Genomic DNA, 25,986 nt, shown 5'->3' on the forward strand with positions numbered 1-25,986 from the left:
CGCGACCCCGGAGCGACGAACGTGACGACTCCCTCCCACTCCCACCTCGGCACGGACGACCCGGCCATGCCGCCGCCCGGCTGCCCCGCGCACGGCCTCGGCCCCGGCGGCCTGCGCCGGCTCTTCGGACCCGAGGCGGACACCGACCTCGCGGGCGTCTACGAGAAGCTGCGCGCCGAGCACGGAGCGGTGGCCCCGGCCCTGCTGCACAACGACGTACCCATCTGGGCGGTCCTCGGCCACAGCGAGAACCTCCACATGGTGCGCACCCCCTCGCAGTACACCCGCGACTCGCGCCAGTGGCGGGCCGTCCTGGACGGCTCCATGCGCCCCGACAACCCGCTCGCCCCCGTCGTCACCTGGCAGCCCATGGCCAGCTTCGCGGAGGGCGACGAGCACCAGCGGCTGCGCGGCGCGGTCACCGGCGCCATGGCGGGCCTCGACCACCGGGGCATCCGCCGCTACATCAACCGCTACAGCAACCTCCTGCTCAACGACATCTGCCAGGACGGCCGTGCCGACCTCGTGAGCGGGTTCGCCGAGCATCTGCCGATGATGGTGATGTGCCATGTCCTCGGCATGCCCGAGGAGTACAACGAGCGGATGGTGCAGGCCGCCCGCGACATGATCCGCGGCACCGAGACCGCCATCGCGAGCAACGCGTACATCATGGACGCGCTGATGCGCCTGGTGGCCCGGCGCCGGGCGCAGGCCGAGGAGGACTTCACCAGCAACCTCATCGCGCAGCCCGCGCAGCTCACCGACGACGAGGTCGCGGCCCACCTGCGGCTCGTACTCATCGCCTCGTACGAGGCCACGGCCAACCTCATCGCCAACGCCCTGCGCATGGTCCTCACCGACCCGCGCTTCCGCGCCCAGCTCAGCGGCGGCCAGATGACGGTGCCGGAGGCGGTCGAGCAGTCGCTGTGGGACGAGCCGCCGTTCAGCGCGATGATCGGCTACTTCGCCAAGCAGGACACCCAGCTCGGCGGCCAGCAGATCAAGAAGGGCGACGGTCTGATCCTCGGCATCGCGCCGGGCAATGTGGACCCCGTCGTACGGCCGGACCTGGCCGCCAGCATGCAGGGCAACCGGTCCCATCTGGCGTTCAGCGGCGGCCCGCACGAGTGCCCGGGGCAGGATCTCGGCCGTGCCATCGCCGACACGGGCGTGGACGCGCTGCTCATGCGCTTCCCGGACGTGGAACTCGACGTCGAGGAGCACGAGTTGAGGTGGAACTCGTCGATCCTCTCCCGGCACCTGGTGGCGCTTCCGGTGCAGTTCGCGCCGCGGCCCCCGCAGGACGTGATGGCGCGGCCCATGGCGCGGGTGCCGGGCGCGCGCAACGACTGGCAGGTGTCGTCCCCCGCGCCGCGGCCCGCCTACCCCGCGACGCCGGCGCCTCAGCCCGTGGCGCAGCCCGCCCCGCCGCCGCCCGCGCCGGAGCCCGTACCGGCCGCGGTGTCCGTGCCACGGCGGCAGGGGGCGTGGCGGCGCCTCGTCACCTGGTGGCGGGGCTACTGACCGCCACCGCCCGCTGACGGGTTCGCCCAGCTGTCGTACGAGGTCCAGGCGCCCAACTCGCGTGCGCTGACGAAGCGATGGTCGGCGCCCGTGACGGGGTCCGTGAACTCCAGTACGCGGGAGAGCAGTTGCAGGGGCCGCCGGAAGTCGTCCGGCGGCACCGGCCCCGCCACCACCGGGTAGACCGGGTCGCCGAGGATCGGCAGGCCCAGCGTGTTCATGTGCACGCGCAACTGGTGGGTGCGGCCGGTGTGCGGGGTGAGCCGGTAGCGCGCCAACTCACCTTTGCGTTCGGCGAGTTCGATGCGGCTCTCGCTGTTGGGCTCGGCGCCGGGGACCTCGTACGCGGCGATGATGCCGCGCTCCTTGACGATGTGGCTGCGCACGGTGCGGGGGAGTTCGATCCCGGGGTCGTGGGCGGCCACGGCCTCGTACTCCTTGCGCACGCGCCGCTCGCCGAACAGCGTCTGGTACGCGCCGCGTTCCTCCGGCCGCACGGTGAAGAGGAGCAGACCCGCGGTGAGCCGGTCCAGACGGTGCGCGGCGCCGAGCGCGGGGATGTCCAGTTCCCTGCGGAGCCGGGCGAGCGCGGTCTCGGTGACGTGGCTGCCGCGGGGCATGGTCGCCAGGAAGTGCGGCTTGTCGGCGACGACGATGTGCTCGTCGCGGTACACCACGTCGATGCTGTACGGCACCGGGACCTCGTCCGGCAGCTCCCGGTGGAACCACACGAAGGTGCCGGGCACATACGGAGCGTCCGGGGCCACGGGAAGCCCGTCCACGCCGACGATCAGCCCGTCCCGCAGCATCCCGTCGATCACTTCGGGCCCGGCCCTGAGCCGCTCGACGAGATGATCCCGTACGGTCGCCCACGCTCCGCCGGCGGGCAGCTTGACCCGCATGGGGTCGACGCCCTGCCGCTGGGGCAGGGGAGAGGGCGGGATGCGGGGCTTACGGGTCACAACCGGCAAGAGTACGGGGCCTGGCGGGGGCGCTTGGCCAGGTCAGGAGCCCTCAGGCCTCAGCCCTCTTGGACGCGGGCGTGCAGATGCATGTCGTGCCAGCCGTCCGTGTGCAGCACCGCGCCGCGCTTGGTGCCCTCCGGCGCGAAGCCGGACTTGAGCGCGACACGGCAGGAGGCTTCGTTGGCCGTGGAGTGGGTGAGTTCGAGGCGGTGCAGGCCGAGTTCACCGAAGGCCCAGTCGGTCAGCGCCGTGAGGGCCCGCGGGGCGATGCCCCGGCCGCGGGCCGACGGCATGGTCCAGTAGGCGACTTCCGCCTGTCCGTCGGCGAGCACGATCAGGCGCAGCGATATCCGCCCCACCACGGCGTCCGTCGCGGCATCGGCGACGGCCCAGTGCGCGTCGCGCTCCTCGGACCAGGCTTTGCGCCAGCCGTCGATCCACCCGCGAGCCTCGTCGACGGAATCGGCCTCGCGCGCGTGCCAGCGCTGAAGCACCGGGTCCTGAAACGCCTCGTACACGGCAGGCGCGTCGTGGGGCGCCCAGGGCCTGATGACCAGGCCTCCGGGGACGGGAATGACGGGCTGCTCCTGCTGGGCGAGGGCGCCTGCGGCGACGACGTCCGGGATCTTGTAGGGCATGGGGGCATGGTGCCAGCGGCTGACGCTGAGGGGGACTGGTTTTCCGTCAGCGGAGACGGCCCGTCAGGGGGCGCGAAATGAACTGCGGGGCCCGCCGACGGTGGCCCCGTCAGGGGCGCGGGGAACTGCGCGGCCAGCCCCCACCGGCCGACAGGTGGAGGTGGCCCGGCACCGAGGGCGTCCATGCCGACCCCGGGGCAAGAAAACATCCCGCTCAAGCCGAGCGCAGCTCTTGCTCCGCCTCGACCTGCGCGTTCCAGTCCCGCTTGGACGCCTGCCAGCCGTCCTCGTTGTGGCCGAGGCGCCAGTAGCCGGAGATCGAGAGGCGCTCGCGCGGCACCTCGCGCTCCATGCGGAGGTAGCGGCGCAGCTCCTTCACGAACCCGGCCTCGCCATGCACGAACGCCTGCACGTCGCCCGCCGGGAAGTCGAGGGAGCGTACGGCCTCGACGAGGGCCTGGCCCACGGGGCGCTGCCCGCGGTGCAGCCACGTGATCTCCGCGACGGAGCTGATCTTCTGCTCCTCGTCCGCGTCGGCGACCTCCACGAAGGCGTACGCCTTGGCGCCCTCGGGCAGTGCCTCCAGGGCCGCGGCGATCGCGGGCAGCGCGCTCTCGTCACCGGCGAGCAGATGCCAGTCGGCCTCGGTGTCCGGGGCGTACCCACCGCCAGGACCGAGGAAGCGGACCGTGGCGCCCGGCTGGACGCGCTTGGCCCACGGGCCCGCGAGGCCCTCGTCGCCGTGGATGACGAAGTCGACGGCGAGCTCACGGGCCTGCGGGTCCCAGGAGCGCACCGTGTACGTACGCGTCACGGGCCACTGGTCGCGGGGGAACTCCTCGCGGATCCGCTGGATGTCGAACGGCTCGGGATACGTGACGCCCTCGGCGCCGAAGAGCAGTTTCACGTAGAGATCGGTGGAGTCGCCCGCCGTGAACTCGGCGAGGCCCTCGCCGCCCAGGACCACGCGCTGCATGTGCGGGGTGAGGCGCTCGGTGCGCATCACCTCGGCGACGTGGGTCTTCGGTGCCTTGCGTGCCGGTCGTTCTGCCATGACGGCGGCCTCCCCTGATCAAATGTTGCTTAGGCTTACCTAAGCTAACACCTCACCCCTGAAGAGTCGTCAGCAACCGCTTCAGTGCTCCGCCCAGGTTCCACCGCGCGGCCAGCTCGTCCAGGGCCGCGGGATCACGCGGTTCGCTCGGCAGCGCGAGGTCCACGTCCGGCAGCGGTACGTCGCCCGCGACGCGGACCACCGTCGGCGCGACGGCCACATACGCGCGGGATTCGTCGAGCCGCTTGCGCTGGGAAGGCGTCAGCTTGCTCGTCCGGTCGTCCACCGCGGCCATGATTCCGGCCAGATTTCCGTACGCGTCGAGGAGCTTGGCCGCCGTTTTCTCGCCAATGCCGGGCACGCCGGGCAGGCCGTCGCTGGGGTCGCCGCGCAGCAGGGCCAGGTCGACGTAGCCGGAGCCGTCCACCCCGTACTTCTCGCGGAGCCAGGCCTCGTCCGTGAGCTGGAGGGAGCCGACGCCCTTGAGGGGGTAGAGGACGCGGACGCCTCGCGCGTCGTCGACCAGCTGATAGAGGTCGCGGTCGCCGGTGACGATGTCGACCGGTCCCGTGGCGCGGCCCGCGTACGTACCGATCACGTCGTCCGCCTCGTACGACGGCACGCCCACGCGGGCGATGCCGATGGCGTCCAGGACGTCCTCGATGATCGGGACCTGCGGGGAGAGGGTGTCCGGGGTCTCCTCGACGTCCGGGCCCCGCTCGATCTCCTCGGCGACGCGATGCGCCTTGTACGAAGGGATCAGCTCCACCCGCCAGTGCGGGCGCCAGTCCGCGTCCATGCAGGCGACCAGGTCGTCGGGGCGGTGGTCCTGGACGAGCCGGGCGATGAAGTCGAGCAGGCCGCGCACCGCGTTCACCGATGTGCCGTCCGGGGCCTTCATGGAGTCGGGGACCCCGAAATAGGCGCGGTAGTACAGGGACGCCGTGTCGAGCAGCATGAGCCGTCGCGTTCGCTGAGTCACCTTCGCATCATGCCGCACGGCACTGACAGCGGACCGGCTCCGGCCCCGTCAAGGAGTTGTTTCCGCCCCGCTGGGCAGGGGCCGGATCTCGGCGCGTTCCAGCCGGCAGAAGTGAATGGAATGTGAACTGGAACACTCTTGCGTTTGATCTGTGTAAGTGAGGGCAGGCGCCGAGCCGGAGCGCCTCCGGTAGAGGATTCAACTATTTCGCCGGGTAAATAGCGGGCAGAACCCGCGTCGCTCCACGGCCCGCCGGCGGGGGAGGCGGGCCGTCTTGGTTCAACCCGAGAGGTGTATGTGTCCAGGCTGCAAGCCGAACACCTGTACAAGGTATTCGGCAGACGACCCGCTGACGCGGTGGAGAAACTCCGCCACGGAACCGACCGAGAGGAGCTGCGCGCCGAGGGCACCACTGCCGCGGTGATCGACGCTTCCTTCACGGTCGAGCCGGGCCAGATCTTCGTCGTCATGGGTCTCTCCGGATCCGGCAAGTCCACGTTGCTGCGCATGCTCAACGGTCTGTCGGAACCGACGGCCGGACAGGTGCTCTTCGACGGTCAGGATCTGACCGGTCTGAGCGCCCGTGAACTGCGCGAGGTGCGCTCCAAGAAGATCAGCATGGTCTTCCAGCACTTCGCGCTCTTCCCGCACCGCAGCGTCCTCGAGAACGCCGGCTACGGCCTCGAGGTGCAGGGCGTGCCGCGCGCCGAGCGCGAGGAGCGCGCCACGGTGGCGCTCGAACTGGCGGGCCTCAAGGGCTGGGAGAAGTCCTGGCCCGACGAGCTCTCCGGCGGTATGCAGCAGCGCGTGGGCCTGGCCCGCGCGCTCGCGACCGACGCCGACCTGCTCCTCATGGACGAGTCGTTCAGCGCGCTCGACCCGCTGATCCGCCGCGACATGCAGGACCAGCTCCTCGAGCTCCAGAAGCGGCTGAAGAAGACCATCGTCTTCATCACCCACGACCTGAACGAGGCCATGCGCCTGGGCGACCAGATCGCCGTCATGCGCGACGGCGAGATCGTCCAGATCGGCAACGCCGAGGACATCCTCGTCACCCCGGCCAACGACTACGTCGCCGCGTTCACGCAGGACGTCGACCGCTCCCGTGTCCTCACGGCCGGCGCGATCATGGCCGAGCCCGAGACCGTGTTCGGCACGAAGACGCCCGAGGGCAAGGAGCTGAAGACCGCACAGGACGTGCTGTCCGCGGCCCCCGCCACGGTCAGGGCCGAGACCCCGATCATCGAGCTGTTCACACCGTGCTCCACCAGCGCCGCGGCCGTCGCCGTGACCGACGAGGAGGGCGCGCTCATCGGTGTCGTGCCGCGGGCGCGGCTGCTGGCGGTGCTCGGTGAGCCGATGCCCGCGGTGGAGGAGAGCGGTGACACGCCGCAGGACGCGGCGCCCGTGTCCCCGGTGACCGAGGACAAGGGCGAGGGCCCCGTGAGCAAGGTGATCGCCAGTGCCTAGGATCCATATCGGCGACTGGGTCGCCTCCGGAGTCGACTGGCTGCGCGACAACTGCGAGTGGCTCTTCGACTTCATCAAGATGGTCGTCGGGAACGCCTACGACGGCGTCAACGCGGTGCTCACCTCGCCCGAACCACTGGTTCTCATCGGCATCTTCGCCGTGCTCGCCTTCTGGCTGCGCGGGCTGGTCGCCGCGGTGGCGACCTTCGCGGGATTCGCGCTGATCGATTCGATCGAGCAGTGGGAACCGGCGATGAACACGTTGTCCCTCGTGCTCGTCTCCTGCGTGATCATCTTTGTGTTCGCGCTGCCGATCGGCATCTGGGCCGCCAAGAACCGCACCGTCAGCGGTGCGATACGCCCGGTGCTCGACTTCATGCAGACCATGCCCGCCATGGTCTACCTGATCCCGGGCATCTTCTTCTTCGGTGTCGGCCCGGTACCCGGCATGGTCGCGACCATCGTGTTCGCGATGCCGCCCGCCGTCCGCCTCGCCGAGCTCGGTATCCGGCAGGTCGACGAGGAACTGATCGAGGCCGCCGAGGCGTTCGGCACGCACCCGCGCAACACCCTGTGGCGCGTCCAGCTTCCGCTGGCGCTGCCGACGATCATGGCGGGCGTCAACCAGGCGATCATGCTCGCCCTCTCGATGGTCGTCGTCGCCGGCATGGTCGGCGGTGGCGGTCTCGGCTCCACCGTGTACGACGGCATCAGCTCGGTCGACGTCGCGCTCGGCTTCGAGGGCGGTATCGCGGTGGTCATCCTCGCGATGTACCTGGACCGTATGACCGGCGCCCTCAACCAGCGTGTCTCGCCGCTCGGCCGGCGCGCCCTGGCCAAGGCCAACTCCGCGCTCGGCGGCCTGAAGATCATGCAGTGGAAGCCGGCCACGCCGGTCGCCATGGTCGGTGTTCTGGTCCTGGCGCTCGTCGCCGGCGGCCTGAACGTCTGGGGCGGCGACGACGAGGGGGCCAAGGTCTCCGCGAACGTCGGTCAGGGCCGCACGGTCAAGATGGGCTACATCGACTGGCCCGAGGGCACGGCCTCCACGTACCTGTGGAAGAACGTCCTCGAACAGCGCGGCTTCAAGCCCGAGGTGCAGTCGCTCGAGGTGGGCGCGCTCTACAACGGCCAGGCGCAGGGCAGCGTCGACGTGCAGACCAACTCCTGGCTGCCCGCCACGCACGCCCCGTACTGGAGCAAGTACAAGAACCAGCTCGAGGACTACGGCAGTTGGTACAAGCCGACCTCGCTGGAGATCGCGGTGCCCAAGTACGTCAAGGGCGTCAAGACGCTCGATGACCTCAAGGGCAAGAGCAGCCAGTTCAAGGGCAAGATCTACGGCATCGAGCCCGGCGCGGGCGAGACGAAGCTGTACGAGGACAAGGTTCAGAACGAGTACGGCCTCAAGGGCAAGTACGAGCTGGTCAAGTCAAACACGTCGGCGATGCTGGCCCAGCTGGACCGTGCGTACGCGAAGAAGGAGCCCATCGCGGTCACCCTCTGGTCGCCGCACTGGGCGTACGACAAGTACAAGCTGACCAAGCTGAAGGACCCCAAGGGCGCCTTCGGTTCGGGCGACGGCATCCACACTCTCGGCCGCAAGGGCTTCGCCGAGAAGGAGCCGCAGGTCGCGCAGTGGCTGAAGGACTTCAAGCTCAGTGAGGCGCAGCTCACCTCTCTTGAGGGCGCGATCCAGGACGCCGGTAAGGGCAAGCAGGACCAGGGCGTCAAGAACTGGATGAAGAAGAACCCGGGCATCGTCGACAAGATGGCCCCGGTCGCCAAGGGCACGTACGAGAAGGGCAAGCAGGCCGGCGCCGCGCCGAACATCGGCTACCCGGCGTGGGACGAGGGCATCGCCGCCACGTACCTGTGGAAGAACGTCCTGGAGAAGCGCGGCTACAAGCCGAAGACCACCAAGCTCGACGTCGGCCCGCTGTTCACGGGCCTGTCCACCGGGCAGGTCGACTTCGAGCTCGACGGCTGGCTGCCGGTCGCGCAGAAGCAGTACTGGGAGAAGTACAAGAAGGATCTTGTCGACGTCGGGGCGTGGTACGACAAGACGACGCTCGAGGTCGCGGTCCCGTCCTACGTCAAGGGCGTCAAGACCATGGACGATCTGCGCAAGAACAAGGACAAGTTCAAGGGCAGGATCGTCGGCATCGAGCCGGGCACCGGCCAGATGACGCGTCTCAAGGACAAGGTCATGCCGGCCTACGGTCTGGACGGCTTCGAGCTGACCAGCGCGGGCACGAGCTCGATGCTCGCCGAGCTGGAGCGCGCGTACGCGAAGAAGGAGCCGGTCGCGGTCGTGCTCTGGTCGCCGCACTGGGCGTACAACAAGTACGACCTCACGCGGCTGAAGGACCCCAAGAAGACGTGGGGTGCCAACAACCAGATCAAGACGCTCGCCAACAAGAGCTTCCCGAAGAAGTACTCGGAGCTCAACGGCTGGCTGAAGAACTGGCACATGAGCCCCGACGAGCTGATGAGTCTCGAGGAGGCCGTCCAGAAGGCCGGCCGGGGCAATGAGGAAGACGGTGTGCAGGCCTGGGTCGAGGACCACCCGGGCATCGTCGACAAGATGGCGCCGGTGAAGTAGCCGGACCAGAAGCACAGTTGAGCCCCCGCCGACGGCAGCTTGCCGTCGGCGGGGGCTCGGTCGTTCACGGGTTCAGGCGTGGTGATGAGGTATCAGGAATTGGAGGTATCAGAACTTGCGGCAGAGCAGGTGCTTCCGCTGCACGAAGGCGTTCCTGACCTTGCCGGGGACGTCCTTGGCGTAGATGCGGTAGGTCACCGCGCGCTTGCCGGTGGGGGTGTAGCGGGGCGTGAACAGGTACCCCTGAGTGTTGCCGAAGTCGTGGGTGTAGACGTGATGGCCGCTGCCCGGCGTCTTGAACTTGTGGATGACGCGGCCGCCCGCGGTGGAGGAGATGATCACCTGCTGGCCCCTGGCGCAGCGCTTGGTCCCGCCCTCCTTCTCGGTGGCGTGGGCGGGTCCCGCGGGGGAGAGGAGCGCGGCCGCGCAGGCGGCGAGTACCACGGTGGTGAGCTGCTTCTTCATGGCTGGATCACAGTCCCGTCTTGCTGCAGTACGCGTACACCTTGACCAGGGTTTTCGTGTCGTCGCCCGGCAGCGCGGTCACCTTCCAGTACACGTCCTTGCGCCAGGTCGGAATCTTGCGGATGCCGATGGAGCCGTCGCTCGCGTTCCAGTAGTGCTGGGAGTGCAGCTTGCCGCCGGGGCTCTTCCACGAGAAGCGGTACTTGAGGGCTGCCTTGACGGAGAGAAAGACGGTCTCTCCCCGCTTCGAGCAGCTCTTGAGGCCCTTCTTGGAGTGGAACCCCTGGGCGGAGGCCTTCGTGGCGGACGACTTGCCGTCCTCCTGTGCGGACGCGCTGCTGACGGCCAGCGGCGTGAGTGCCGCTCCGGCGATCGCTGCCGCGCACACGCCGAGGCGTATGCGGTGCTGGTGAGTGAGCATGTTTCCTTCCGGTGATGCGGCTGTCCTGGCAGGTCAGCGCGGGCAGATCTTCTTCGGCTTGGAGGTCTTGGCGAACTCGTACACGGCCTTGCCCCGGCTGTTGAAGGCGAGCGTCCAGACCTTCACCTTCCAGGTCTGGCAGCGGGTGCCCGACATCTCGGCCGACGTCTGCGCGTAGGCGTAACGCTTGCCCCTGGGGCCGGGCAGGTTGACCTTGTCGACCTTGCGGCCGTTTCGGTACAGCGTCACCACGTTGTTGATCTTGCGCACCTTGGACGCCTTCGAGCAGTGCACCTCGACGTTGCCGACCACGACCGTGGTCCTCGCCGGGTGGTACAGCTTCCTGGCGACCTTGCACTTCTTGGCCGCGGCGGTCGCCGTGGGAGCCTTCGTCGCTGCCGTGGTCCTCGTGGCCGGGCCCGGCGCGGCCTGAGCCTGGGCGACACCGCCGGCGAGCACGGCCACTCCGGAGAGCGCTGCGACGGCCGTCATCCGGCCATGGTTCTTCAGCATTCGGTGATCTCCTCTCGGACGGGATCTGAACGCCCCGCCGCAAGGTATTACGTGTCACCGGCGCTCGGTATTGACCGAAAGGGCATTGCCTGAAAGGGAACCAGCGAAGGTTTCCGTAAGTCGCTTTCGCAATGTGGAAGGCGTAATAGCAAATTCAACACTTTGGGTGAGATCGGATGCTTTCGTACCCATGGTGACCATTTCCCGGGAGACGTGGCACGTCAGTGGTGCGGCAACCTCAGGCCCAGCTCAAGTAGGCCTGTTCCGGCAGACGAAAGCGGGTTCCGATCATGTAACGGATGCTCGCCGTGAGGGTGTCTCATGTGGTCATCCGGACCGCCTCGCCGCGGCCTCGGCGATGACCGCCGCCCAGCCCGGTTCGACATCGGCTTCGTCGGCCGCGGAGCGCAGGTGTCGCCACAGGCCGGCTTGGGTCCATGTGGTGAACCGGCGATGTGCTGTCGCGGGCGGGACGTCGAACACCGAGGGCGTCTGCCGCCAGGGGCAGCCGCTGGTCAGTACGTACACCACCGCTGTGAACACGGCGCGTTCGTTGCGCGGTGCGGTCCCTCCGCCCTGTGCGCGCGGGGCGAAGGCGGGCAGTAACGGGGCTGCCAGTGCCCAGAGTTCATCGGGTACGAGACGGCGCGAAAGGTCGTTGTCCACGCGGCCATGATGCCGCACGCGTCACACCACATGAGACATGACGTAATTGCCTCACTAATGCGAACTCCTTGCCCTAGAGTCGCTGTTGAGAGTGATTACAACGGGGAACGGGGAAGGTGACCATCGCAGTGACGATTCAGAACACGGAGCAGGACCACCTGTGGAGCGAATCGCTGGAGACACCGAAGTCCTTGGAGGAAACGGAGCCCCACTGTCCGTGCCGCTCCGCGCTCCACTCGGCCGTCGAGCCGCCGCCCGTCAGTGATCTGACGGTCCGGGAGCGCGAGGTGCTGCTGCTCTTGGGGGCCGGGCTGCCCAATCCCGTCCTCGCCCGGCAGCTCGGGATAGCGGAGCGCACGGTGAAGGCCCATGTCGCGCGCATCGTCGAGAAGCTGGGGCTCAGGAGCCGTCTCGACGCCGTCGTGCTCGCCATCGTCCATCACGGCCTGCTGTGTCCGGACCGGGATCTCGTGCACTAGTCCCTTGCGCCAAGGGTCCCTTGCACTAAAGGGCAGTGCACATAGATTCACTATGAAGTGTTCTCCGATATTCATACGCTCCTGCCCTGACTGAGCAGGACCGATGAACGGGGAACAACAGAATGGTCATCACGCGGATCACCGTCGCGTCAGTCGTCGCGGCGGGAGCCCTGGTGGCGGGTTCGGGCGTGGCCACGGCCACGCCCGAACCCGGCCCTGGGGCGGCGGCGTCCACGGCCGCCGACACGGCGGTTGCGGGGAGTGGCTCCAGCAAGGTCGGCGGCTCGAGCAAGCTGCGGCGGCTGTACGAGCTGACCCGCTCCACGGAGACGAGCGTCACGGACTGGCGGGCGACGCGGAAGCTCGCCAAGCAGGGGGTCGACCGCTGGAACTTCCGGTGGGACACGGACTACTGCACGCGCCTCGCCGACAAGCCGGGCGGTTTCGACTTCCGCCTCTCCTGCGCGCGGCACGACTTCGGGTACCGAAACTACAAGCAGCTGATCGGCAAGACGGCATTCGCGGGCTCGACGCACGAGCGGCGCGTCGACAAGGCGTTCCTCTTCGACATGAACCGGCAGTGCGCCGCCCAACCGCACAAGACCAAGGCGGAACGCGCGAAGTGCCGCAAGAAGGCGAAGGCCTACTACGAGCGGGTCAGCTGACCCGCTCGTAGTAGGCCGAGGGGCCGGCCACGTCGAGCAGGCGTAGCCGGGCCCCGTGCCCGGCGGCCGTGATGTGGGCAAGCCCACCCCTCGGGGCGTTCCCGGGGCCGCCCTCGCTCCCTAGGCTGGGCAGCCTCCCCGCCGCTCGAACGTAAGTGCCCCTACGTGACCGTCCGTATCTCCCGCACCGTCCTCGGCCTCGCCGTGGCCCTGGCCCTCGCCGCCGCCCTGCTCCTCGCGCACGTGGCCGGGGCGAGCTCCGGGCCCGCCTCCGCGGGCACCGCCCGTCTTGCCGCGCTCGCCGAGGACGTGACGGCCGCCGACGGCCACCGCTACGACACCCGGGACCACACCGGCCGCACCATGGACGCCGCGCAGATCGAGCAGACCCCCGACGGCACCTATCTGGCCGTCTACCACACCCTTCTGGACGACGGCCGCTTCCACGCCTCCGTCGCCACCTCCACCGACCTGCGGCACTGGCACCGCCGCCACGACTTCGGTCCCGGCACCCACCAGGCGTCGCTCGCCGACGACGGACGCGGCGGGTACGTCCTCGCCTACGAGAAGGACCCGAAGAACCACATCGCCGTGCGCGCCTACGCCGACGAGACCGCGCTGCTCGACGGGCGCCCGTCGCAGGCCTTCGACGCGCCCCGCACCCTCTCGCGGTGCGCCGAGGGCACTCCCAGCATCACCGCCGTACGCGGGAACACCATCGAGCTCACCGGGCACTACCGCGCCGACTGCGACACCGACCGCCAGCTGCGCGCCACCCTCACCGGGTTCCGCGACTGGCACGCGACGCCGGACCGGCGGCTCGACCGGGCGCTGCAGACCTGGGGAAACGGCGGAAACCTCGGCGACCGGGCGCCCGTCGAGCTCGACGGGCGGCGGATGCTCCTCGTGGAGGGCCAGCGGTGGCGGGGCGACTTCGAGAGCTGGCGGACCTACGCGTACGACCCCGTGAGCGGCCGGGCCGACCGGCTCGCCATCTCCACCCACGGCGGAAGCCGCGCCTTCGCCAATCCGTCGGCGACCCTCGTCACCGACCCACAGGGCAGGCCATCCTTGCTGGTCAGCCTGTTCATACCGGCCGAGGGAGCGGCTCCGGGAGAGTCGGGTCAGCTTGTCTACTGGCACAAGCTGTAGATGGCGGTCCTCGCAACGGGGCAAAACCGTTTGGCGAACATGCGTAGGGTGCAGAAAACCCAACAGGGTTGAGAGTGGACCGACGCGCAGAAGGGAGCCGAGGCGATGGACGAGCAGAAGGAAACCCTCCGGGTGGGCTCGGCCGTGCGGCGCCGCCGCCGGCAGCTGGAGCTCACCCTCGCCGTGGTGGCCGAGCGCAGCGGTCTCTCGGTGCCCTTCCTGAGCCAGGTCGAGAACGAGCGGGCGCGGCCGAGCAGGCGCTCCCTGCAGCGGGTCGCCGACGCCCTCATGACGACCGATGTCGAACTGCTCGCCGCCGCGGATCCCGCGTGCACGGTCGACCTGATGCGCGCCGAGGAGGGCGACGGCGAGGGTTCCACGCCCGACGCCAACGCCCGCGCCGACGCCCGCGTGCGCAATCTGGTGCGCGGCCACCATCAGCTGCACGCCATCGAGTTCACCGGCGACCACGACGAGGGCCGCGAGTTCCAGCACCGGAACGACGAGTTGATGTACGTGGTGGGCGGCGCCGTCGAGGTCGAGGCGGAGGGCAGGGCGTATCGCCTCGGGCGCGGCGACAGCCTGTATCTGACCGGAGGGGTGCGCCACCGGTGGCGGGCGACCGTGCCGGACAGCCAGGTGCTCGTCGTGGCCGTGGCCGATCACATCGAAGCCCTGGACGGCTCGCGGCGCTGAGGGGATCGCACGGTGGCTGGAGTACGGGGCGTCCCGCGTGGAGTACGGGTACGGGTCGTATCGCTGGTGCCCTCGCTGACCGAGGCGGTCGAGGTGAGCGCGCCGGGAGCGCTGGTGGGGGCCACGGAATGGTGCAGCCACCCGGAGGACCTGGACGTCGTCCGCGTCGGCGGCACGAAGAACCCCGACGTGCGCCGGATCATCGGCCTCGCCCCGGATCTGGTGATCGCCAACGAAGAGGAGAACCGCGCGCCCGACCTCGCGGCGCTGCGGGCAGCGGGGCTCCAGGTGCTCGTGACGGAGGTACGCGATCTGCCGGGCGCCTTCCGTGAGCTGACCCGGGTGCTTGCCGCCTGCGGGGCGGGGCGGCCCGGGTGGCTGGACGAGGCCGAGGCGGTGTGGGGCCAACTGCCGGTGCCAGAAGCTCGGTTGACGGCGGTCGTGCCCATCTGGCGGCGCCCTTGGATGGTCCTGGGGCGCGACACGTTCGCCGGGGACCTGCTGCGGCGCCTCGGCGTCGACAACGCGTACGCGACGCACGCCGAGCGCTATCCGCGGGTCCCGCTCGACGAGCTGCGGGCCGTGGGCCCGGACGTGGTGGTCCTGCCGGACGAGCCCTACCGCTTCACTCCCGACGACGGCCCCGAGGAGTTCACCGCCCCGTCGGCGCTCGTCAGCGGCCGCCACCTCACCTGGTACGGGCCCTCCCTCGCGGAGGCACCGGCTGTTCTCGGGGCTGCGCTGCGCGCGGCATGTCCGTGACCGGCTGATGGCGTTGGCGCAGGGTGAGAAGGATCAGCAGCGCGAAAGCGGCGAACGCGGCGCCTGTGCGTGCGTAGTTGAAGGCCTCCCAGCGGGCAAGGATGGCGGCGTGGTCCGCGGGTGGTGAGGAGATGGCCCACTGCTTGATGCGGCCGTTGATGGGCACGTTGCCGAGGCGGGTGATCAAGAAGGACGCGACGGCGAGGGCCCCGGCCGCCGCGGCGAGCCGCCGTGGGACGCCACGCGTCAGCACGGCGAGTGCGAGCGCGCTGAGCGCCGAGATGCCCATGGCGCCTTGCATGGTGATGCCGTTCATCTGCATCAGCTGGGCGTGGAAGGTCAGCCTCATGTCGAGCGGTACGGCGTTGAAGGTGGGGACGAGGTTCGCCGCTCCGTAGCCGAACGCCCCGGCGAGGACGCCGGTGGACATCAGGGCGAGGCCTTGGACCAGCCGGATGCGCGGGTGGGTCACTTCGACGTCTCCGGTCCGGCGTCGGGCGTACGGCCGAGCTGGTGGACACGGCGTACCCGTCCGTCGTCGGCGACGTCGCCGATCAGCAGCAACTCGCTCACCACGTGGCCGAGTTTGCGGTGCTCCGCGCTGAGGCGGCAGCGTGCGGCGAAGCGGTGGCCGTCGACGAGAAGATCGTCGATCCGCATGTTGCTGGCGGTGACGTTCTTGCGGACCGGGGTCGCGTGAGCGATCAGCTGGTCGCGGGTCAGCTCCGTTCCGTCGGTGATCCAGACCGCGTCGTCGGTCAGGGTGCGACCCACGATCTGTGCCGGGTCCTCGTCGGAGAGGGCCATGTCGCGGGTGTAGTCGACCAGGAGGCGGCGGGCTGCTTGCTCAGTTGTGTCTGACGCAGTCGTGTCTGAAGCGGTTATCTCTGACATGCGCGTCAGTTTTGAGGGGCCGCCGTATAGTTGTCAATCGTGTCAGAGATAAGGCGTCGCCGTCAGCGGGTAGAGGTCCGGCGCAACCGTGCCGCCCTGGTGTCGGCAGCTGTCCGCGTGCTCTCCGGGCGGCCCGAGGCGACCATGGCGGAGATCGCCTCCGCCGCCGGTGTCACACGGCAGACCGCCTACGTGCACTTCGGCTCCCGTGAGGCGCTACTGGTGGCGGTGCGCGATGAGTTGAGCCGCCGGGCGGTCGCCGTGCTGGAGGCTGCTGATCTTGAGGCCGGGACGGCGACGGAAGCTCTTGGCCGCTTCCTCACCGCGGCCGGAACGCTGTTGGCCGAGCAGTCGGCGTTCGTCCCGTCGGACAGTGACTCGGAGGCCGAAGCGTCCCGTCACGTGCCGGTGGAGCAGCGGCTGGAGGGCCTGATCCGGCGTGGGCGCGACAGTGGTGAGTTCACTGCCGACCTGGAGACCGGATGGCTGGTCGCCGCGGTGATCGCACTCGGTCATGCCGCCGACCAGCAGATCCGCGCCGGCCGCATGGATGCGGGGGGCGCGGCACGGCAGTTCCGGTCGTCGGTGATGCGCTTGTGCGGTGCCGAGGACCCCGGGCCGGAGTGAAGTTGCTTCTGCTGGGCTGAAGTTGCTTCGGCTGAGGTGAAGTTACTTCGGCTGGGGCGCCGCGAGCAGTTTGCCGTTGACGACACCGTGCAGTGTCCGGGCGAGCGCGATCGCCCAGGCCGTCACCAGGAGGGCGTACAGGGCGACCGCCAGCCAGTCGTAGACCGCGAGTCCGGTGTGCTTGCCCAGGCCCTCGGCGCCCGTGACGCACGTGCCGACGGGGAAGGTGAACGCCCACCAGGTCATCGCGAAGCCCATGCCCCTGCGCCGGGCCCGCACCACCATCGCGCCCGCGAGCGCCAGCCACAGCAGGGCGAAGCCCATCACCGGGACGCCGTAGAGCACGGCGAAGACGGCGAAGCCCTGGTCGTACGGGGCGGGGACGACGCCTGTCGCCGCGGTGTCGGCGAACTTGTTGACGGCGGTCGTCGACTGGCCCAGCGGCCCGAGCACCAGGAACAGCGTGGGGGTGAGCGCGAGAGGGAAGGGGCCGCCGGTCAGCAGCCTGGCGAAGATCATCGGCAGCATCACCAGGGTGGCGAGCAGGCTCAGGCCGAACATCGCGAAGCAGGCGAAGAGGAGCGTCTCCTGTGCCTGGCCCGCCGGGAGATGCGGTACCAGGAGCGGGCCGAGGGCGGCGGACACCATGGGTGCCACCAGGGGCAGCAGCCAGACCGGCGATGCCTGGCCCGGCTCCGCGCGGTGCTTCACCACCATCAGGTACGGGATCGCGACGGCCGCCGCGAGGCCGATGACCGTACCTGCGGTGAAGAGCACGGCGTCGAGCGCGACCGCCGTGCCCGTCCCTATCCAGTCCTCGCCCACGAGCAGAGCGCCGCCGCCGACCGCGAGCAGGGCCATGGAGAGACAGCCGTAGAAGGGGGCGACCGCCGGGTCGAGGAGATGGGCGCGGGCCTGGTCGCGGTGGTGGATCCAGTGCAGGGTCCGGGCGGCGAGCAGCGTGGTCAGCATGAGCAGGGAGAACGCCCAGACCGCCGTGCAGGCGGTCCGCAGGCCGGGGATGTGGATCGGCAGGGTCGCGCCCGCTCCGGCGATGATCGCCGTGCCCATGACGGAGGCGTACCAGTTCGGGCCGAGGTGGCGGGTGGCGAGGGTGATGCGGGTGCGGGGGGTGCCGGGGGTGGTGCGGGTGGTGGTGGCTGCGGGTGGGGGTGCCTGGGGTGCCTGGAGGTGGGCGACGGTGACCATGAGTTCACGGTCGCCGTTCAGCGGGGCCCCCACCAGGAGTCATGTTCGTATGAGGGCATAACCTGGGCTTATGAGTACGTCTTCTTCTGGTTCCGCCGGTGTGTCCGATACGTCGCCGGGGGCGTCCCTCGCGCATCGGGTGCCGGACCTCGGGGCGCTCGAACTGCTGCTCGCCGTGGCGCGGCTCGGCAGCCTGGGGCGGGCCGCGAAGGAGCTGGGCATCACACAGCCCGCCGCGAGCAGCCGCATCCGGTCGATGGAGCGGCAGCTCGGGGTCGCGCTGGTCGACCGGTCACCGCGCGGATCGCGGCTCACGGACGCGGGGGCGCTCGTCACGGACTGGGCGCGGCGGATCGTGGAGGCGGCGGAGGCGTTCGACGCGGGCGCACAGGCGTTGCGGGACCGGCGGGACTCGCGGCTCCGGGTCGCCGCGAGCATGACGATCGCCGAGTATCTGCTGCCGGGCTGGCTGATCGCGTTGCGGACGCAGCGGCCGGACACGGCGGTTTCGTTGACGGCGGGCAACTCGACCGCGGTCGCGGAGCGGCTCCTCGCGGGGGAGGCCGACCTCGGTTTCGTGGAGGGGCTCGCCGTGCCGACCGGCCTTGACTCGGCGGTCATCGCCCACGACAGCCTGATCGTCGTCACGGCGCCCGGCCACGCCTGGGCGCGGCGCGGAAAGCCGCTGGGCGCGGGGGAGTTGGCGGCCACGCCGCTGATTCTCCGGGAGGAGGGCTCGGGGACGCGGCAGGTCCTTGACGCGGCTCTGGGCGGGCTTGCCCGCCCGCTGATCGAGCTGTCGTCCACCACCGCGGTGAAGGCGTCCGCGGTGAGTGGGGCTGGGCCTGCGGTGTTGAGTGAGCTGGCCGTGGGTGAGGAGTTGTCGGCTCGGCGTCTGGTGGGCATCCCCCTGGAGGGGGTTCAGCTACGCCGTGCCCTCCGGGCGGTGTGGCCTACGGGGCATCGCCCCACGGGGCCTGCGCGGGACCTTCTTTCGCTGACCCGGGCGGGGGCCCGGTCGGCCGGGGGGTGAATGGGTGCCTCGCCTCCGGCGAATGCTTTCCCACCCACCCACCCGAGTACCGTCCCTCGTGAGGGCGAGCGCCCCGGTCCTCCGCCGTCTTTCGTCTGCGGGCGGGACATCTTTCCCGCCTTCGGCGGGATTTCCCGCCCACCCACCCGATTACCCGGGGGTAACGGGTGGGTGGGTGGGAAAGGTCCTGCCTGAGGCGAGAGTGGCGTTGCGGTTTCTGCCCTGCAGGGTGGGTAAGGCCGCGGGCCGGCGCGGGGTGCGCGCCGGGGGATCGGGTGGGTGGGTGGGAGAGGTCCTGCCGGAGGGGATACCCGGGGGTGCGGGGAGCCGGTGGCGGGACGTCTACCCCCGGCCGGAGGGCGAACCCCCGCGGCGCGATCCACCGGGGTTCAGGCAGAGCCCCCGCCCCCCGAAGCCCCCGCCAGCCTCACGCTCAAGGCCGAGCAGCGGCCCCGACCAGCGCTGACATGACCCGGAGATCCTCACCCATCTCCGGGTGCCACTGCACGCCAAGCACCCAGCCCGGGGACGGCAGTTCCACCGCCTCCACCGTGCCGTCCTCCGCGTGGGCCGACACGATCAGGTCCCTGCCGAGGCGGTCCACCGCCTGGTGGTGGTACGTGGGCACGGCGGACGCGTCCGGCGCGATGGACGCGTAGAGCGTGCCCGGCACCGGCTTCACCTCGTGCGTCCCGAAGACGCCCACCGCCTCCACATGCCCCTCCAGGTGCTGCACCAGCGTCCCGCCCAGCGCCACATTGAGCAGCTGCATGCCCCGGCAGATGCCTAGCAGCGGCGTCCCCGACGCCAACGCGGCCTCGATCAGCGCGAGTTCCCACGCGTCCCGCTCCCGCGCCGGTGGGCCCGTACGCTCCTCACGTTCCGAGCCGTAACGGGAAGGATCGACATCGGGGCCACCCGCGATGACCACGCCGTCCAGCCTGGCGACGACAGCATCGGCGTACGAAGGATCGTCCGGCGGAAGCATCGCGGTAAGTCCGCCCGCCGCCTGCACCAGGCGCGGGTAGCCGGCGGGGAGCAGCGCCGCGGGCAGCTCCCACACGCCCCACCTCGCCTTCGACTCCAGGTACGTGCTGACACCGATCAGCGGCCTGCCGGTGGTCTCGCTCACCCTCGTCTCCCTCATGCTCCGTCGCGCTCGCGCTCAGTCCCGTTCCAGTTCCGCCTCCGCGGCGGCCAGCGCCGCGAACTCCTCCTCCGGCGCCCGCGCCACCAGCCGCTTCCGGCTGTAGATCCCGAAGTACGCGATCGCCACCACATATACCGCGAGCGCGATCAACGCCGCCGTCACGTCCACCAGGAACGTCGCGACCAGCGCCGAGCAGGCAAGGATCAGCGCCACCGACGAGGTCAGCATGCCGCCCGGCGTCCGGTACGGCCGCTCAAGGCCCGGCTCCCTGTGGCGCAGCACGATGTGCGACAGCGACATCAGGGCGTACGAGATGGTCGCCCCGAACACCGCCACGTTCAGCATCCGCGCCCCGTCCCCGGTCGCCGCCGCCAGGCCGAAGCCGATCGCCCCGGGGACGAGCAGGCCCAGGTACGGCGCCTTGCGGCTGCTCGTCAGGGACAGGAACCTCGGCAGGTAGCCCGCCCTCGACAGGGCGAAGAGCTGGCGCGAGCCCGCGTAGATCAGAGAGAAGAACGACGCCACCAGGCCGGCCAGACCCGCGTAGTTGACGATGCGGCTCAGCGCCGTCGCCTCACCGCCCGGCTGCAACGCCTCCACCAGCGGATTGCCCGCGTCCTGGATCGCGTCCGCGCCGCGCGCCCCGGCCGACGCGAAGAACGTGAGGAGCGCGAGGACGATCAGGATGGCCATCGACCAGCGGATCGCGCGCGGCAGCGTGCGCGCCGGGTCCTTGGTCTCCTCGGCCGCCAGCGGCACGCCCTCCACGCCCAAGAAGAACCACATGCCGAACGGGAACGCCGCCCAGATGCCCAACAACCCCATCGGGAGCCAGGAGTTGGAGCCGAAGGCCTCCGTGTCCACCGCGATGTCGTTCAGCTTCGACGCGTCGAAGTCCATGAACGCGCCGACCGCCAAGACGAGCAGCGCCGCCACCGCTATGCCCGTGACGACGAAGCTGAAGCGCAGCGCCTCGCCGACGCCCCACAGGTGGATGCCGATGAAGACGACGAAGCAGGCCAGATACACCGGCCAGCCCGAGGTCAGGCCGAACAGGCCGAGCGACTCGACGTAGTCGCCGATGAAGATGGAGATCGCGGCCGGCGCCAGGATGTACTCGATGAGGATCGCCGTCCCGGTGAGGAAGCCGCCCCACGGGCCCAGCGCCCGGCGCGCGAAGCCGTAGCCGCCGCCCGCCGTGGGCAGCACCGACGACAGCTCCGCCAGCGAGAACACCATGCAGGCGTACATCACGCCCATGAGCGCCATGGCGATCGCGAGGCCGCCGAATCCGCCCTCCGCCAGGCCGAAGTTCCAGCCCGAGAAGTCGCCGGAGACGACATACGCGACACCGAGGCCGGTGAGCAGCAGCCAGCCCGCGCTGCCCCGGCGCAGCGTTCTTCGCTCCAGATAGTCGTCCGCCGGCTCGGCGGTACTCGTCTTGGGGGACTCCACGGTCATGGCACGGCTCCTAAGCGGCGGCGGCACTGCGGAAGGCGGTTGGCGACTCAATGGAACGGATCCATACCTTTGCCGTGTGACCCGCGAGAAATCAAGACCCCTGCGTTACGTCACCGTTAATCACCGCTCACCCCGCCCCTTATGTCAGAAAACCCCGCAGCAAGGCGGCCGTACCGCCGCAGTGCTCGCGCATCATCTCCCGCGCACCGTCCGCGTCCCCGTCGAGCACCGCCTCGACGAGCGCGGTGTGCTGGCGCTGCGAATGCTCCAGGTTCCGTACCAAGAGCGGGATGCAGTCCAGGAGGTCGTTGACGGTCGCGCGGACCGCCGCGTACTGCGCGGTCAGCGAGGGGGAGCCGCAGAGCTCGGCGAGGGTCAGGTGCAGCAGCGTGTCCTGGCGGCGGTACTCGGAGAGCGGCGCCTCGTGGGTCTGCGCGAGCGCCGTGCGCAGCCGCTCGCGCTGCTCGTCGCTCAGGCCGTGCGCCGCGCAGAGCCCGGCCGCCCCCACCTCCAGGACCTCGCGGAACCGCAGCGCGTCCTCGACGTCGACGTCCGCCACACGCCGCCGCAGCTCGTCCTCGCCGGCCGCCTCGGGGCGCGGGCGCACGAACGTGCCGCCGTACCTGCCCCGCCGCGACTCGACGAGGCCCTGGTCCTGGAGCACCTTCAGGACCTCGCGCAGCGTCACGCGGCTGATGCCGAGGCGGTCGGCCAACTCCCGCTCCGACGGCAGGCGTTCGCCGCCGGGCACCAGGCCGAGGCGTACGACCTGGAGGATCTGCTCCAGGGCCTCCTCGAAGCCGTTGCCCGCGCGTACGGGACGAAGCACCGGCGTCAGCCGGTCATCGGTCGCGGCGCCCGCGTCGTCGGCATCCGTGTGCGACATCTGGCCGTACCCCCTTCCCAATCAATGGTTCTCGGCAATACCTTATGGCTCTCGGCTGACCCAAGGAGGATTTTCCCGTGGCAGACCGCACACCCCCGCTCGGGATCGAGGAGCTGCGTGCTCTCGTCACGAGCGGCGAGATCGACACTGTCGTCCTGGCCTTCCCCGATATGCAAGGGCGGCTCCAGGGCAAGCGGTTCGCCGCCCAGTTCTTCCTCGACGACGTCCTCGAACACGGCACGGAGGGCTGCAACTACCTCCTGGCCGTCGACGCGGAGATGAACACCGTCGAGGGTTACGCGATGTCCTCCTGGGACCGCGGCTACGGCGACTTCGCCATGCACCCCGACCTGACCACCCTGCGCCGCGTCCCCTGGAACGAAGGCACCGCGATGCTCATCGCGGACCTCGCCTGGAACGACTCGTCGCCCGTCGTGGCCGCGCCCCGCCAGATCCTGCGCCGCCAGCTCGACCGGCTCGCCGAACTCGGCTACACCGCCAACGTCGGCACGGAGCTGGAGTTCATCGTCTTCAAGGACACCTACGAGCAGGCCTGGGACGCGGGTTACAAGGCCCTCACCCCGGCCAACCAGTACAACATCGACTACTCCGTGCTCGGCACGGGACGCATCGAGCCGCTCCTTCGCCGCATCCGCAACGACATGGCGGCCGCCGGACTCGTCGTCGAGTCGGCCAAGGGCGAGTGCAACCCGGGCCAGCACGAGATCGTGTTCCGCTACGACGACGCCCTCGTCACCTGCGACCAGCACGCCATCTACAAGACCGGCGCCAAGGAGATCGCGTCCCATGAAGGTGTCTCGCTCACCTTCATGGCCAAGTACAACGAGCGCGAGGGCAACTCCTGTCACATTCACCTCTCGCTCGCCGACGCGGACGGCACCAACGTCATGGCCGGTGACGGGCCCGGAGGCATGTCGCCCGTCATGCGGCACTTCCTGGCCGGGCAGCTGGCCGCGCTCAGGGAGTTCTCGCTGCTCTACGCGCCCAACATCAACTCGTACAAGCGGTTCCGCCCCGGCTCCTTCGCGCCGACCGCCGCCGCCTGGGGCTACGACAACCGCACCTGCGCCCTGCGCGTCGTCGGCCACGGCCGCTCGATGCGCTTCGAGAACCGCCTCCCGGGCGGCGACGTGAACCCGCACCTCGCGGTCGCCGGACTCGTGGCCGCCGGTCTGCACGGCATAGAGCAGAAGCTGGAACTGCCCGACGAGTGCACCGGCAACGCCTACACCGGCGACTACGCGCACGTCCCCACCACCCTGCGCGAGGCCGCCGAGCTCTGGGAGAACAGCCCCATCGCCAAGGCCGCCTTCGGTGACGAGGTGGTCGCGCACTACAGCAACATGGCCCGGGTCGAGCTGGACGCCTTCGACTCCGCGGTGACCGACTGGGAGCTCCGCCGCTCCTTCGAACGCATGTGAGGCACCCTTGCCCGACGCACGGAATCTCGACGCACAGAATCTCGAAGTACTGAACCCGGCGACGGAAGAGGTCATCGCGACCGTCCCCGCCGCCACCCCGCAGGACGTCGATGCCGCTGTCGTACGCGCGACCAGGGCACAGGCCAAGTGGGCGGCCACCGCCCCCGCCGACCGCGCCCGCCTGCTCCGCCGCTTCGCGGTGGCCGTCGACGAACACCTGGAAGAACTCGCCCAGTTGGAGGTGCGCGAAGCCGGCCACGTCATCGGCAACGCGCGCTGGGAGGCGGGCAACGTCCGCGACCTCCTGGACTTCGCGGCCGGGGGAGTGGAGCGGCTGAGCGGCCGTCAGATCCCGGTGCCCGGCGGCCTGAACGTCACGATCCTCGAACCCCTCGGGGTCGTCGGCGTCATCGCGCCCTGGAACTTCCCGATGCCGATCGCCGCCTGGGGCACCGCCCCGGCGCTCGCGGCAGGCAACGCGGTCATCCTCAAGCCCGCCGAGACGACCCCGCTCACCGCGCTGCGCCTCGCCGAACTCGCCCTGGAGGCAGGCCTTCCCGAAGGCCTCTTCCAGGTCCTGCCCGGCGCCGGCGGCGTCGCGGGCAACGCCCTGGTCGAGCACCCCGGCGTCGCCAAGATCGTGTTCACCGGCTCCACGGGCGTCGGCAAGCGGATCATGGCCAAGTGCGCCGACCGCGTGAAGCGCCTGACGCTCGAACTCGGCGGCAAGAGCCCGAACATCGTCTTCGCCGACGCGGACGTGGAGGCCGCCGCCCTCGCCACCCCGATGTCGTACCTCGACAACTCCGGCCAGGACTGCTGCGCCCGCACCCGCATCCTCGTCCAGCGGTCGGTGTACGAACGCTTCCTGGAGATCGTGCGGCCCGCGGTCGAGTCGGTCGTCGTCGGCGACCCGTCCGACGAGAAGACCCAGATGGGCCCGTTGATCTCCAAGTCCCAGCTGGAACGGGTGCGTTCGTACGTACCCTCCGGCACCGGAATCCATGGCACCGCCCCCGAAGGGCCCGGCTTCTGGTTCCCGCCGACGCTCCTCACCGACGTCGACGCCGCCTCGCCGGTGGCGACCGAGGAGGTCTTCGGACCGGTCGCCGTCGTCCTCCCCTTCGACGACGAGGCCGACGCGATCCGCCTCGCCAACGCGACCGAGTACGGCCTCTCCGGATCCATCTGGACACGGGACGTGGGCCGCGCCCTGCGGGTCTCCGGAGCCGTCCAGGCCGGGAACCTGTCCGTCAACTCACACTCCAGCGTGCGCTATTGGACCCCGTTCGGGGGTTACAAGCAGTCCGGACTCGGCCGCGAGCTCGGCCCGGACGCGCTCGCAGCCTTCACGGAAACCAAGAACGTCTTCATCAGCACGGAAAGCACCAGCCCGGAAAGCACGGAGGCCTGAAGCCCTATGTCAGAGAACATCTGCCGCCGCCTCGTCGGCCGCACCGCCGTCATCACCGGCGCCGGCAGCGGCATCGGCCTCGCCACCGCGCGCCGCCTCGCCTCCGAGGGCGCGCACGTCGTCTGCGGCGACATCGACGAGACCGCGGGCAAGGCCGCGGCCGAAGAGGTCGGCGGTACCTTCGTCAAGGTCGACGTCACCGACGCCGAGCAGGTCGACGCGCTCTTCAAGACCGCGTACGACACCTATGGCTCGGTCGACATCGCCTTCAACAACGCGGGCATCTCGCCGCCCGACGACGACTCCATCCTGGACACGGGCCTGGAGGCCTGGAAGCGCGTCCAGGAGGTCAACCTCACCTCCGTGTACCTGTGCTGCAAGGCCGCCATCCCCTACATGCGGCGCCAGGGCAAGGGCTCCATCATCAACACCGCGTCGTTCGTGGCGAGGATGGGCGCGGCGACATCCCAGATCTCGTACACCGCCTCCAAGGGCGGCGTCCTCGCGATGTCCCGCGAGCTGGGCGTGCAGTTCGCCCGCGAGGGCATCCGCGTGAACGCGCTGTGCCCCGGCCCGGTCAACACCCCGCTCCTCCAGGAGCTCTTCGCCAAGGACCCTGAGCGGGCGGCGCGCCGCCTCGTCCACATCCCCGTGGGCCGTTTCGCCGAGGCCGAGGAGATGGCCGCCGCCGTCGCGTTCCTCGCCAGCGACGACTCCTCGTTCGTGAACGCCACCGACTTCCTGGTCGACGGCGGTCTCACCGGGGCGTACGTCACCCCGCTGTAGGCACCGCGAGCAGTTCACCCCGAAGCC

The 25,986-nt window shown here is 70.0% G+C and carries 27 protein-coding genes; 13 read left to right on the forward strand and 14 right to left on the reverse strand.

The genetic code is table 11. From position 1 onward, the window contains the following. Positions 1 to 21: 21 nt before the first annotated feature. On the forward strand, positions 22 to 1,524 hold the full coding sequence (locus ACWGI2_RS36465; RefSeq protein ID WP_453700153.1) for a cytochrome P450: 1,503 nt from the start codon (positions 22 to 24) through the stop codon (positions 1,522 to 1,524). Here ACWGI2_RS36465 and ACWGI2_RS36470 read toward each other — a convergent pair. The 4 genes from ACWGI2_RS36470 to ACWGI2_RS36485 form a co-directional block, all read right to left on the reverse strand. Then, positions 1,518 to 2,486 (reverse strand): RluA family pseudouridine synthase, encoded by a 969-nt coding sequence (locus tag ACWGI2_RS36470; RefSeq protein ID WP_453700155.1) that lies wholly within the window; start codon positions 2,484 to 2,486, stop codon positions 1,518 to 1,520. The two genes, ACWGI2_RS36465 and ACWGI2_RS36470, sit on opposite strands and share 7 nt — an antisense overlap. 59 nt (positions 2,487 to 2,545) lie before the next feature. After that, entirely contained in the window at positions 2,546 to 3,127 is a 582-nt protein-coding gene (locus tag ACWGI2_RS36475; RefSeq protein ID WP_453700156.1) for a GNAT family N-acetyltransferase, read from the reverse strand. 214 nt (positions 3,128 to 3,341) lie between these two features. Next, a complete protein-coding gene (locus ACWGI2_RS36480) occupies positions 3,342 to 4,181 on the reverse strand; it encodes a siderophore-interacting protein (RefSeq protein ID WP_453700158.1) in 840 nt (279 codons plus the stop codon). A gap of 52 nt (positions 4,182 to 4,233) precedes the next feature. Next, positions 4,234 to 5,139: a 5'-3' exonuclease gene (locus ACWGI2_RS36485; protein ID WP_453399645.1), complete on the reverse strand. Its 906-nt coding sequence runs from the start codon at positions 5,137 to 5,139 to the stop codon at positions 4,234 to 4,236. 321 nt (positions 5,140 to 5,460) lie between these two features. Here ACWGI2_RS36485 and ACWGI2_RS36490 point away from each other — a divergent pair, with 321 nt between their 5' ends. Together ACWGI2_RS36490 and ACWGI2_RS36495 are read left to right on the forward strand one after the other, a co-directional pair. Then, a complete protein-coding gene (locus ACWGI2_RS36490) occupies positions 5,461 to 6,633 on the forward strand; it encodes a quaternary amine ABC transporter ATP-binding protein (protein ID WP_453700160.1) in 1,173 nt (390 codons plus the stop codon). Next, on the forward strand, positions 6,626 to 9,238 hold the full coding sequence (locus ACWGI2_RS36495) for an ABC transporter permease/substrate binding protein (protein ID WP_453399423.1): 2,613 nt from the start codon (positions 6,626 to 6,628) through the stop codon (positions 9,236 to 9,238). The genes ACWGI2_RS36490 and ACWGI2_RS36495 overlap by 8 nt, the downstream gene beginning before the upstream one ends. Positions 9,239 to 9,346: 108 nt before the next feature. On the opposite strand, the gene ACWGI2_RS36500 is transcribed toward ACWGI2_RS36495, so the two are convergent. The 4 genes from ACWGI2_RS36500 to ACWGI2_RS36515 form a co-directional block, all read right to left on the reverse strand. Next, on the reverse strand, positions 9,347 to 9,703 hold the full coding sequence (locus ACWGI2_RS36500; RefSeq protein WP_453399424.1) for a hypothetical protein: 357 nt from the start codon (positions 9,701 to 9,703) through the stop codon (positions 9,347 to 9,349). 7 nt (positions 9,704 to 9,710) lie between these two features. Then, positions 9,711 to 10,124: a hypothetical protein gene (locus ACWGI2_RS36505; protein ID WP_453399425.1), complete on the reverse strand. Its 414-nt coding sequence runs from the start codon at positions 10,122 to 10,124 to the stop codon at positions 9,711 to 9,713. 33 nt (positions 10,125 to 10,157) lie between these two features. Beyond that, positions 10,158 to 10,637, reverse strand: coding sequence for a hypothetical protein (locus ACWGI2_RS36510; RefSeq protein WP_453399426.1), 480 nt, complete (start codon positions 10,635 to 10,637; stop codon positions 10,158 to 10,160). Positions 10,638 to 10,964: 327 nt separating this feature from the next. Next, positions 10,965 to 11,303 carry a transposase gene (locus ACWGI2_RS36515; RefSeq protein ID WP_453399427.1) on the reverse strand — a complete coding sequence of 113 codons (339 nt, stop codon included), beginning with the start codon at positions 11,301 to 11,303 and terminating at the stop codon, positions 10,965 to 10,967. Between the two features lie 128 nt (positions 11,304 to 11,431). Between ACWGI2_RS36515 and ACWGI2_RS36520 the strand changes: the two genes are divergently transcribed. From ACWGI2_RS36520 to ACWGI2_RS36540, 5 genes are all read left to right on the forward strand, one after another. Next, complete coding sequence (locus ACWGI2_RS36520; protein WP_453399428.1) at positions 11,432 to 11,782, forward strand: helix-turn-helix domain-containing protein; 351 nt, start codon at positions 11,432 to 11,434, stop codon at positions 11,780 to 11,782. Positions 11,783 to 11,904: 122 nt separating this feature from the next. Continuing rightward, positions 11,905 to 12,447 carry a phospholipase A2 gene (locus ACWGI2_RS36525; protein WP_453700162.1) on the forward strand — a complete coding sequence of 181 codons (543 nt, stop codon included), beginning with the start codon at positions 11,905 to 11,907 and terminating at the stop codon, positions 12,445 to 12,447. A 165-nt stretch (positions 12,448 to 12,612) separates the two neighbouring features. Beyond that, positions 12,613 to 13,599 carry a hypothetical protein gene (locus ACWGI2_RS36530; protein WP_453399430.1) on the forward strand — a complete coding sequence of 329 codons (987 nt, stop codon included), beginning with the start codon at positions 12,613 to 12,615 and terminating at the stop codon, positions 13,597 to 13,599. 105 nt (positions 13,600 to 13,704) lie between these two features. Next, positions 13,705 to 14,295, forward strand: a complete 591-nt coding sequence (locus ACWGI2_RS36535; RefSeq protein ID WP_453399431.1) for a helix-turn-helix domain-containing protein — start codon at positions 13,705 to 13,707, stop codon at positions 14,293 to 14,295. A gap of 12 nt (positions 14,296 to 14,307) precedes the next feature. Further along, a complete protein-coding gene (locus tag ACWGI2_RS36540) occupies positions 14,308 to 15,057 on the forward strand; it encodes a helical backbone metal receptor (RefSeq protein WP_453399432.1) in 750 nt (249 codons plus the stop codon). Here ACWGI2_RS36540 and ACWGI2_RS36545 read toward each other — a convergent pair. Together ACWGI2_RS36545 and ACWGI2_RS36550 are read right to left on the reverse strand one after the other, a co-directional pair. Next, positions 14,984 to 15,529 (reverse strand): anthrone oxygenase family protein, encoded by a 546-nt coding sequence (locus ACWGI2_RS36545; protein WP_453399433.1) that lies wholly within the window; start codon positions 15,527 to 15,529, stop codon positions 14,984 to 14,986. The two genes, ACWGI2_RS36540 and ACWGI2_RS36545, sit on opposite strands and share 74 nt — an antisense overlap. Next, positions 15,526 to 15,951, reverse strand: coding sequence for a nuclear transport factor 2 family protein (locus ACWGI2_RS36550; RefSeq protein ID WP_453399434.1), 426 nt, complete (start codon positions 15,949 to 15,951; stop codon positions 15,526 to 15,528). The genes ACWGI2_RS36545 and ACWGI2_RS36550 overlap by 4 nt, the downstream gene beginning before the upstream one ends. Positions 15,952 to 15,990: 39 nt before the next feature. On the opposite strand from ACWGI2_RS36550, the gene ACWGI2_RS36555 reads away from it, so the two are divergent. After that, a complete protein-coding gene (locus tag ACWGI2_RS36555; RefSeq protein WP_453399435.1) occupies positions 15,991 to 16,578 on the forward strand; it encodes a TetR/AcrR family transcriptional regulator in 588 nt (195 codons plus the stop codon). 42 nt (positions 16,579 to 16,620) lie between these two features. On the opposite strand, the gene ACWGI2_RS36560 is transcribed toward ACWGI2_RS36555, so the two are convergent. Then, on the reverse strand, positions 16,621 to 17,787 hold the full coding sequence (locus tag ACWGI2_RS36560; protein ID WP_453399646.1) for a TDT family transporter: 1,167 nt from the start codon (positions 17,785 to 17,787) through the stop codon (positions 16,621 to 16,623). A gap of 70 nt (positions 17,788 to 17,857) precedes the next feature. Between ACWGI2_RS36560 and ACWGI2_RS36565 the strand changes: the two genes are divergently transcribed. Then, entirely contained in the window at positions 17,858 to 18,820 is a 963-nt protein-coding gene (locus ACWGI2_RS36565) for a LysR family transcriptional regulator (protein ID WP_453399436.1), read from the forward strand. A 433-nt stretch (positions 18,821 to 19,253) separates the two neighbouring features. Here the strand turns inward: ACWGI2_RS36565 and ACWGI2_RS36570 are convergent, their stop codons facing one another. From ACWGI2_RS36570 to ACWGI2_RS36580, 3 genes are all read right to left on the reverse strand, one after another. Further along, complete coding sequence (locus tag ACWGI2_RS36570) at positions 19,254 to 19,952, reverse strand: gamma-glutamyl-gamma-aminobutyrate hydrolase family protein (RefSeq protein WP_453399437.1); 699 nt, start codon at positions 19,950 to 19,952, stop codon at positions 19,254 to 19,256. 33 nt (positions 19,953 to 19,985) lie between these two features. After that, complete coding sequence (gene eat / locus ACWGI2_RS36575; RefSeq protein WP_453700163.1) at positions 19,986 to 21,431, reverse strand: ethanolamine permease; 1,446 nt, start codon at positions 21,429 to 21,431, stop codon at positions 19,986 to 19,988. A gap of 139 nt (positions 21,432 to 21,570) precedes the next feature. Continuing rightward, on the reverse strand, positions 21,571 to 22,317 hold the full coding sequence (locus ACWGI2_RS36580) for a FadR/GntR family transcriptional regulator (RefSeq protein WP_453700165.1): 747 nt from the start codon (positions 22,315 to 22,317) through the stop codon (positions 21,571 to 21,573). A gap of 77 nt (positions 22,318 to 22,394) precedes the next feature. On the opposite strand from ACWGI2_RS36580, the gene ACWGI2_RS36585 reads away from it, so the two are divergent. Genes ACWGI2_RS36585 through ACWGI2_RS36595 form a run of 3 tightly spaced genes read left to right on the forward strand, consistent with a single transcriptional unit; the run spans position 22,395 to position 25,959 of the window. After that, on the forward strand, positions 22,395 to 23,759 hold the full coding sequence (locus tag ACWGI2_RS36585) for a glutamine synthetase family protein (RefSeq protein WP_453399440.1): 1,365 nt from the start codon (positions 22,395 to 22,397) through the stop codon (positions 23,757 to 23,759). A 7-nt stretch (positions 23,760 to 23,766) separates the two neighbouring features. Then, positions 23,767 to 25,173, forward strand: a complete 1,407-nt coding sequence (locus ACWGI2_RS36590) for an aldehyde dehydrogenase family protein (protein WP_453700167.1) — start codon at positions 23,767 to 23,769, stop codon at positions 25,171 to 25,173. 6 nt (positions 25,174 to 25,179) lie between these two features. Beyond that, entirely contained in the window at positions 25,180 to 25,959 is a 780-nt protein-coding gene (locus tag ACWGI2_RS36595) for a 3-oxoacyl-ACP reductase (RefSeq protein ID WP_453700168.1), read from the forward strand. Positions 25,960 to 25,986 lie beyond the last annotated feature (27 nt).

This window comes from Streptomyces sp. NPDC054866 (assembly GCF_053610745.1).

Bases quoted from the DNA above. Each gene is read 5' to 3' on its own strand.
- ACWGI2_RS36500 (WP_453399424.1), bottom strand. From the start codon at position 9,703: ATGAAGAAGCAGCTCACCACCGTGGTACTCGCCGCCTGCGCGGCCGCG.
- ACWGI2_RS36535 (WP_453399431.1), top strand. From the start codon at position 13,705: ATGGACGAGCAGAAGGAAACCCTCCGGGTGGGCTCGGCCGTGCGGCGC.
- ACWGI2_RS36550 (WP_453399434.1), bottom strand. From the start codon at position 15,951: ATGTCAGAGATAACCGCTTCAGACACGACTGCGTCAGACACAACTGAG.
- ACWGI2_RS36525 (WP_453700162.1), top strand. From the start codon at position 11,905: ATGGTCATCACGCGGATCACCGTCGCGTCAGTCGTCGCGGCGGGAGCC.
- eat (WP_453700163.1), bottom strand. From the start codon at position 21,431: ATGACCGTGGAGTCCCCCAAGACGAGTACCGCCGAGCCGGCGGACGAC.
- ACWGI2_RS36595 (WP_453700168.1), top strand. From the start codon at position 25,180: ATGTCAGAGAACATCTGCCGCCGCCTCGTCGGCCGCACCGCCGTCATC.
- ACWGI2_RS36480 (WP_453700158.1), bottom strand. From the start codon at position 4,181: ATGGCAGAACGACCGGCACGCAAGGCACCGAAGACCCACGTCGCCGAG.
- ACWGI2_RS36485 (WP_453399645.1), bottom strand. From the start codon at position 5,139: ATGCTGCTCGACACGGCGTCCCTGTACTACCGCGCCTATTTCGGGGTC.
- ACWGI2_RS36505 (WP_453399425.1), bottom strand. From the start codon at position 10,124: ATGCTCACTCACCAGCACCGCATACGCCTCGGCGTGTGCGCGGCAGCG.
- ACWGI2_RS36475 (WP_453700156.1), bottom strand. From the start codon at position 3,127: ATGCCCTACAAGATCCCGGACGTCGTCGCCGCAGGCGCCCTCGCCCAG.
- ACWGI2_RS36560 (WP_453399646.1), bottom strand. From the start codon at position 17,787: ATGGTCACCGTCGCCCACCTCCAGGCACCCCAGGCACCCCCACCCGCA.
- ACWGI2_RS36580 (WP_453700165.1), bottom strand. From the start codon at position 22,317: ATGTCGCACACGGATGCCGACGACGCGGGCGCCGCGACCGATGACCGG.
- ACWGI2_RS36565 (WP_453399436.1), top strand. From the start codon at position 17,858: ATGAGTACGTCTTCTTCTGGTTCCGCCGGTGTGTCCGATACGTCGCCG.
- ACWGI2_RS36510 (WP_453399426.1), bottom strand. From the start codon at position 10,637: ATGCTGAAGAACCATGGCCGGATGACGGCCGTCGCAGCGCTCTCCGGA.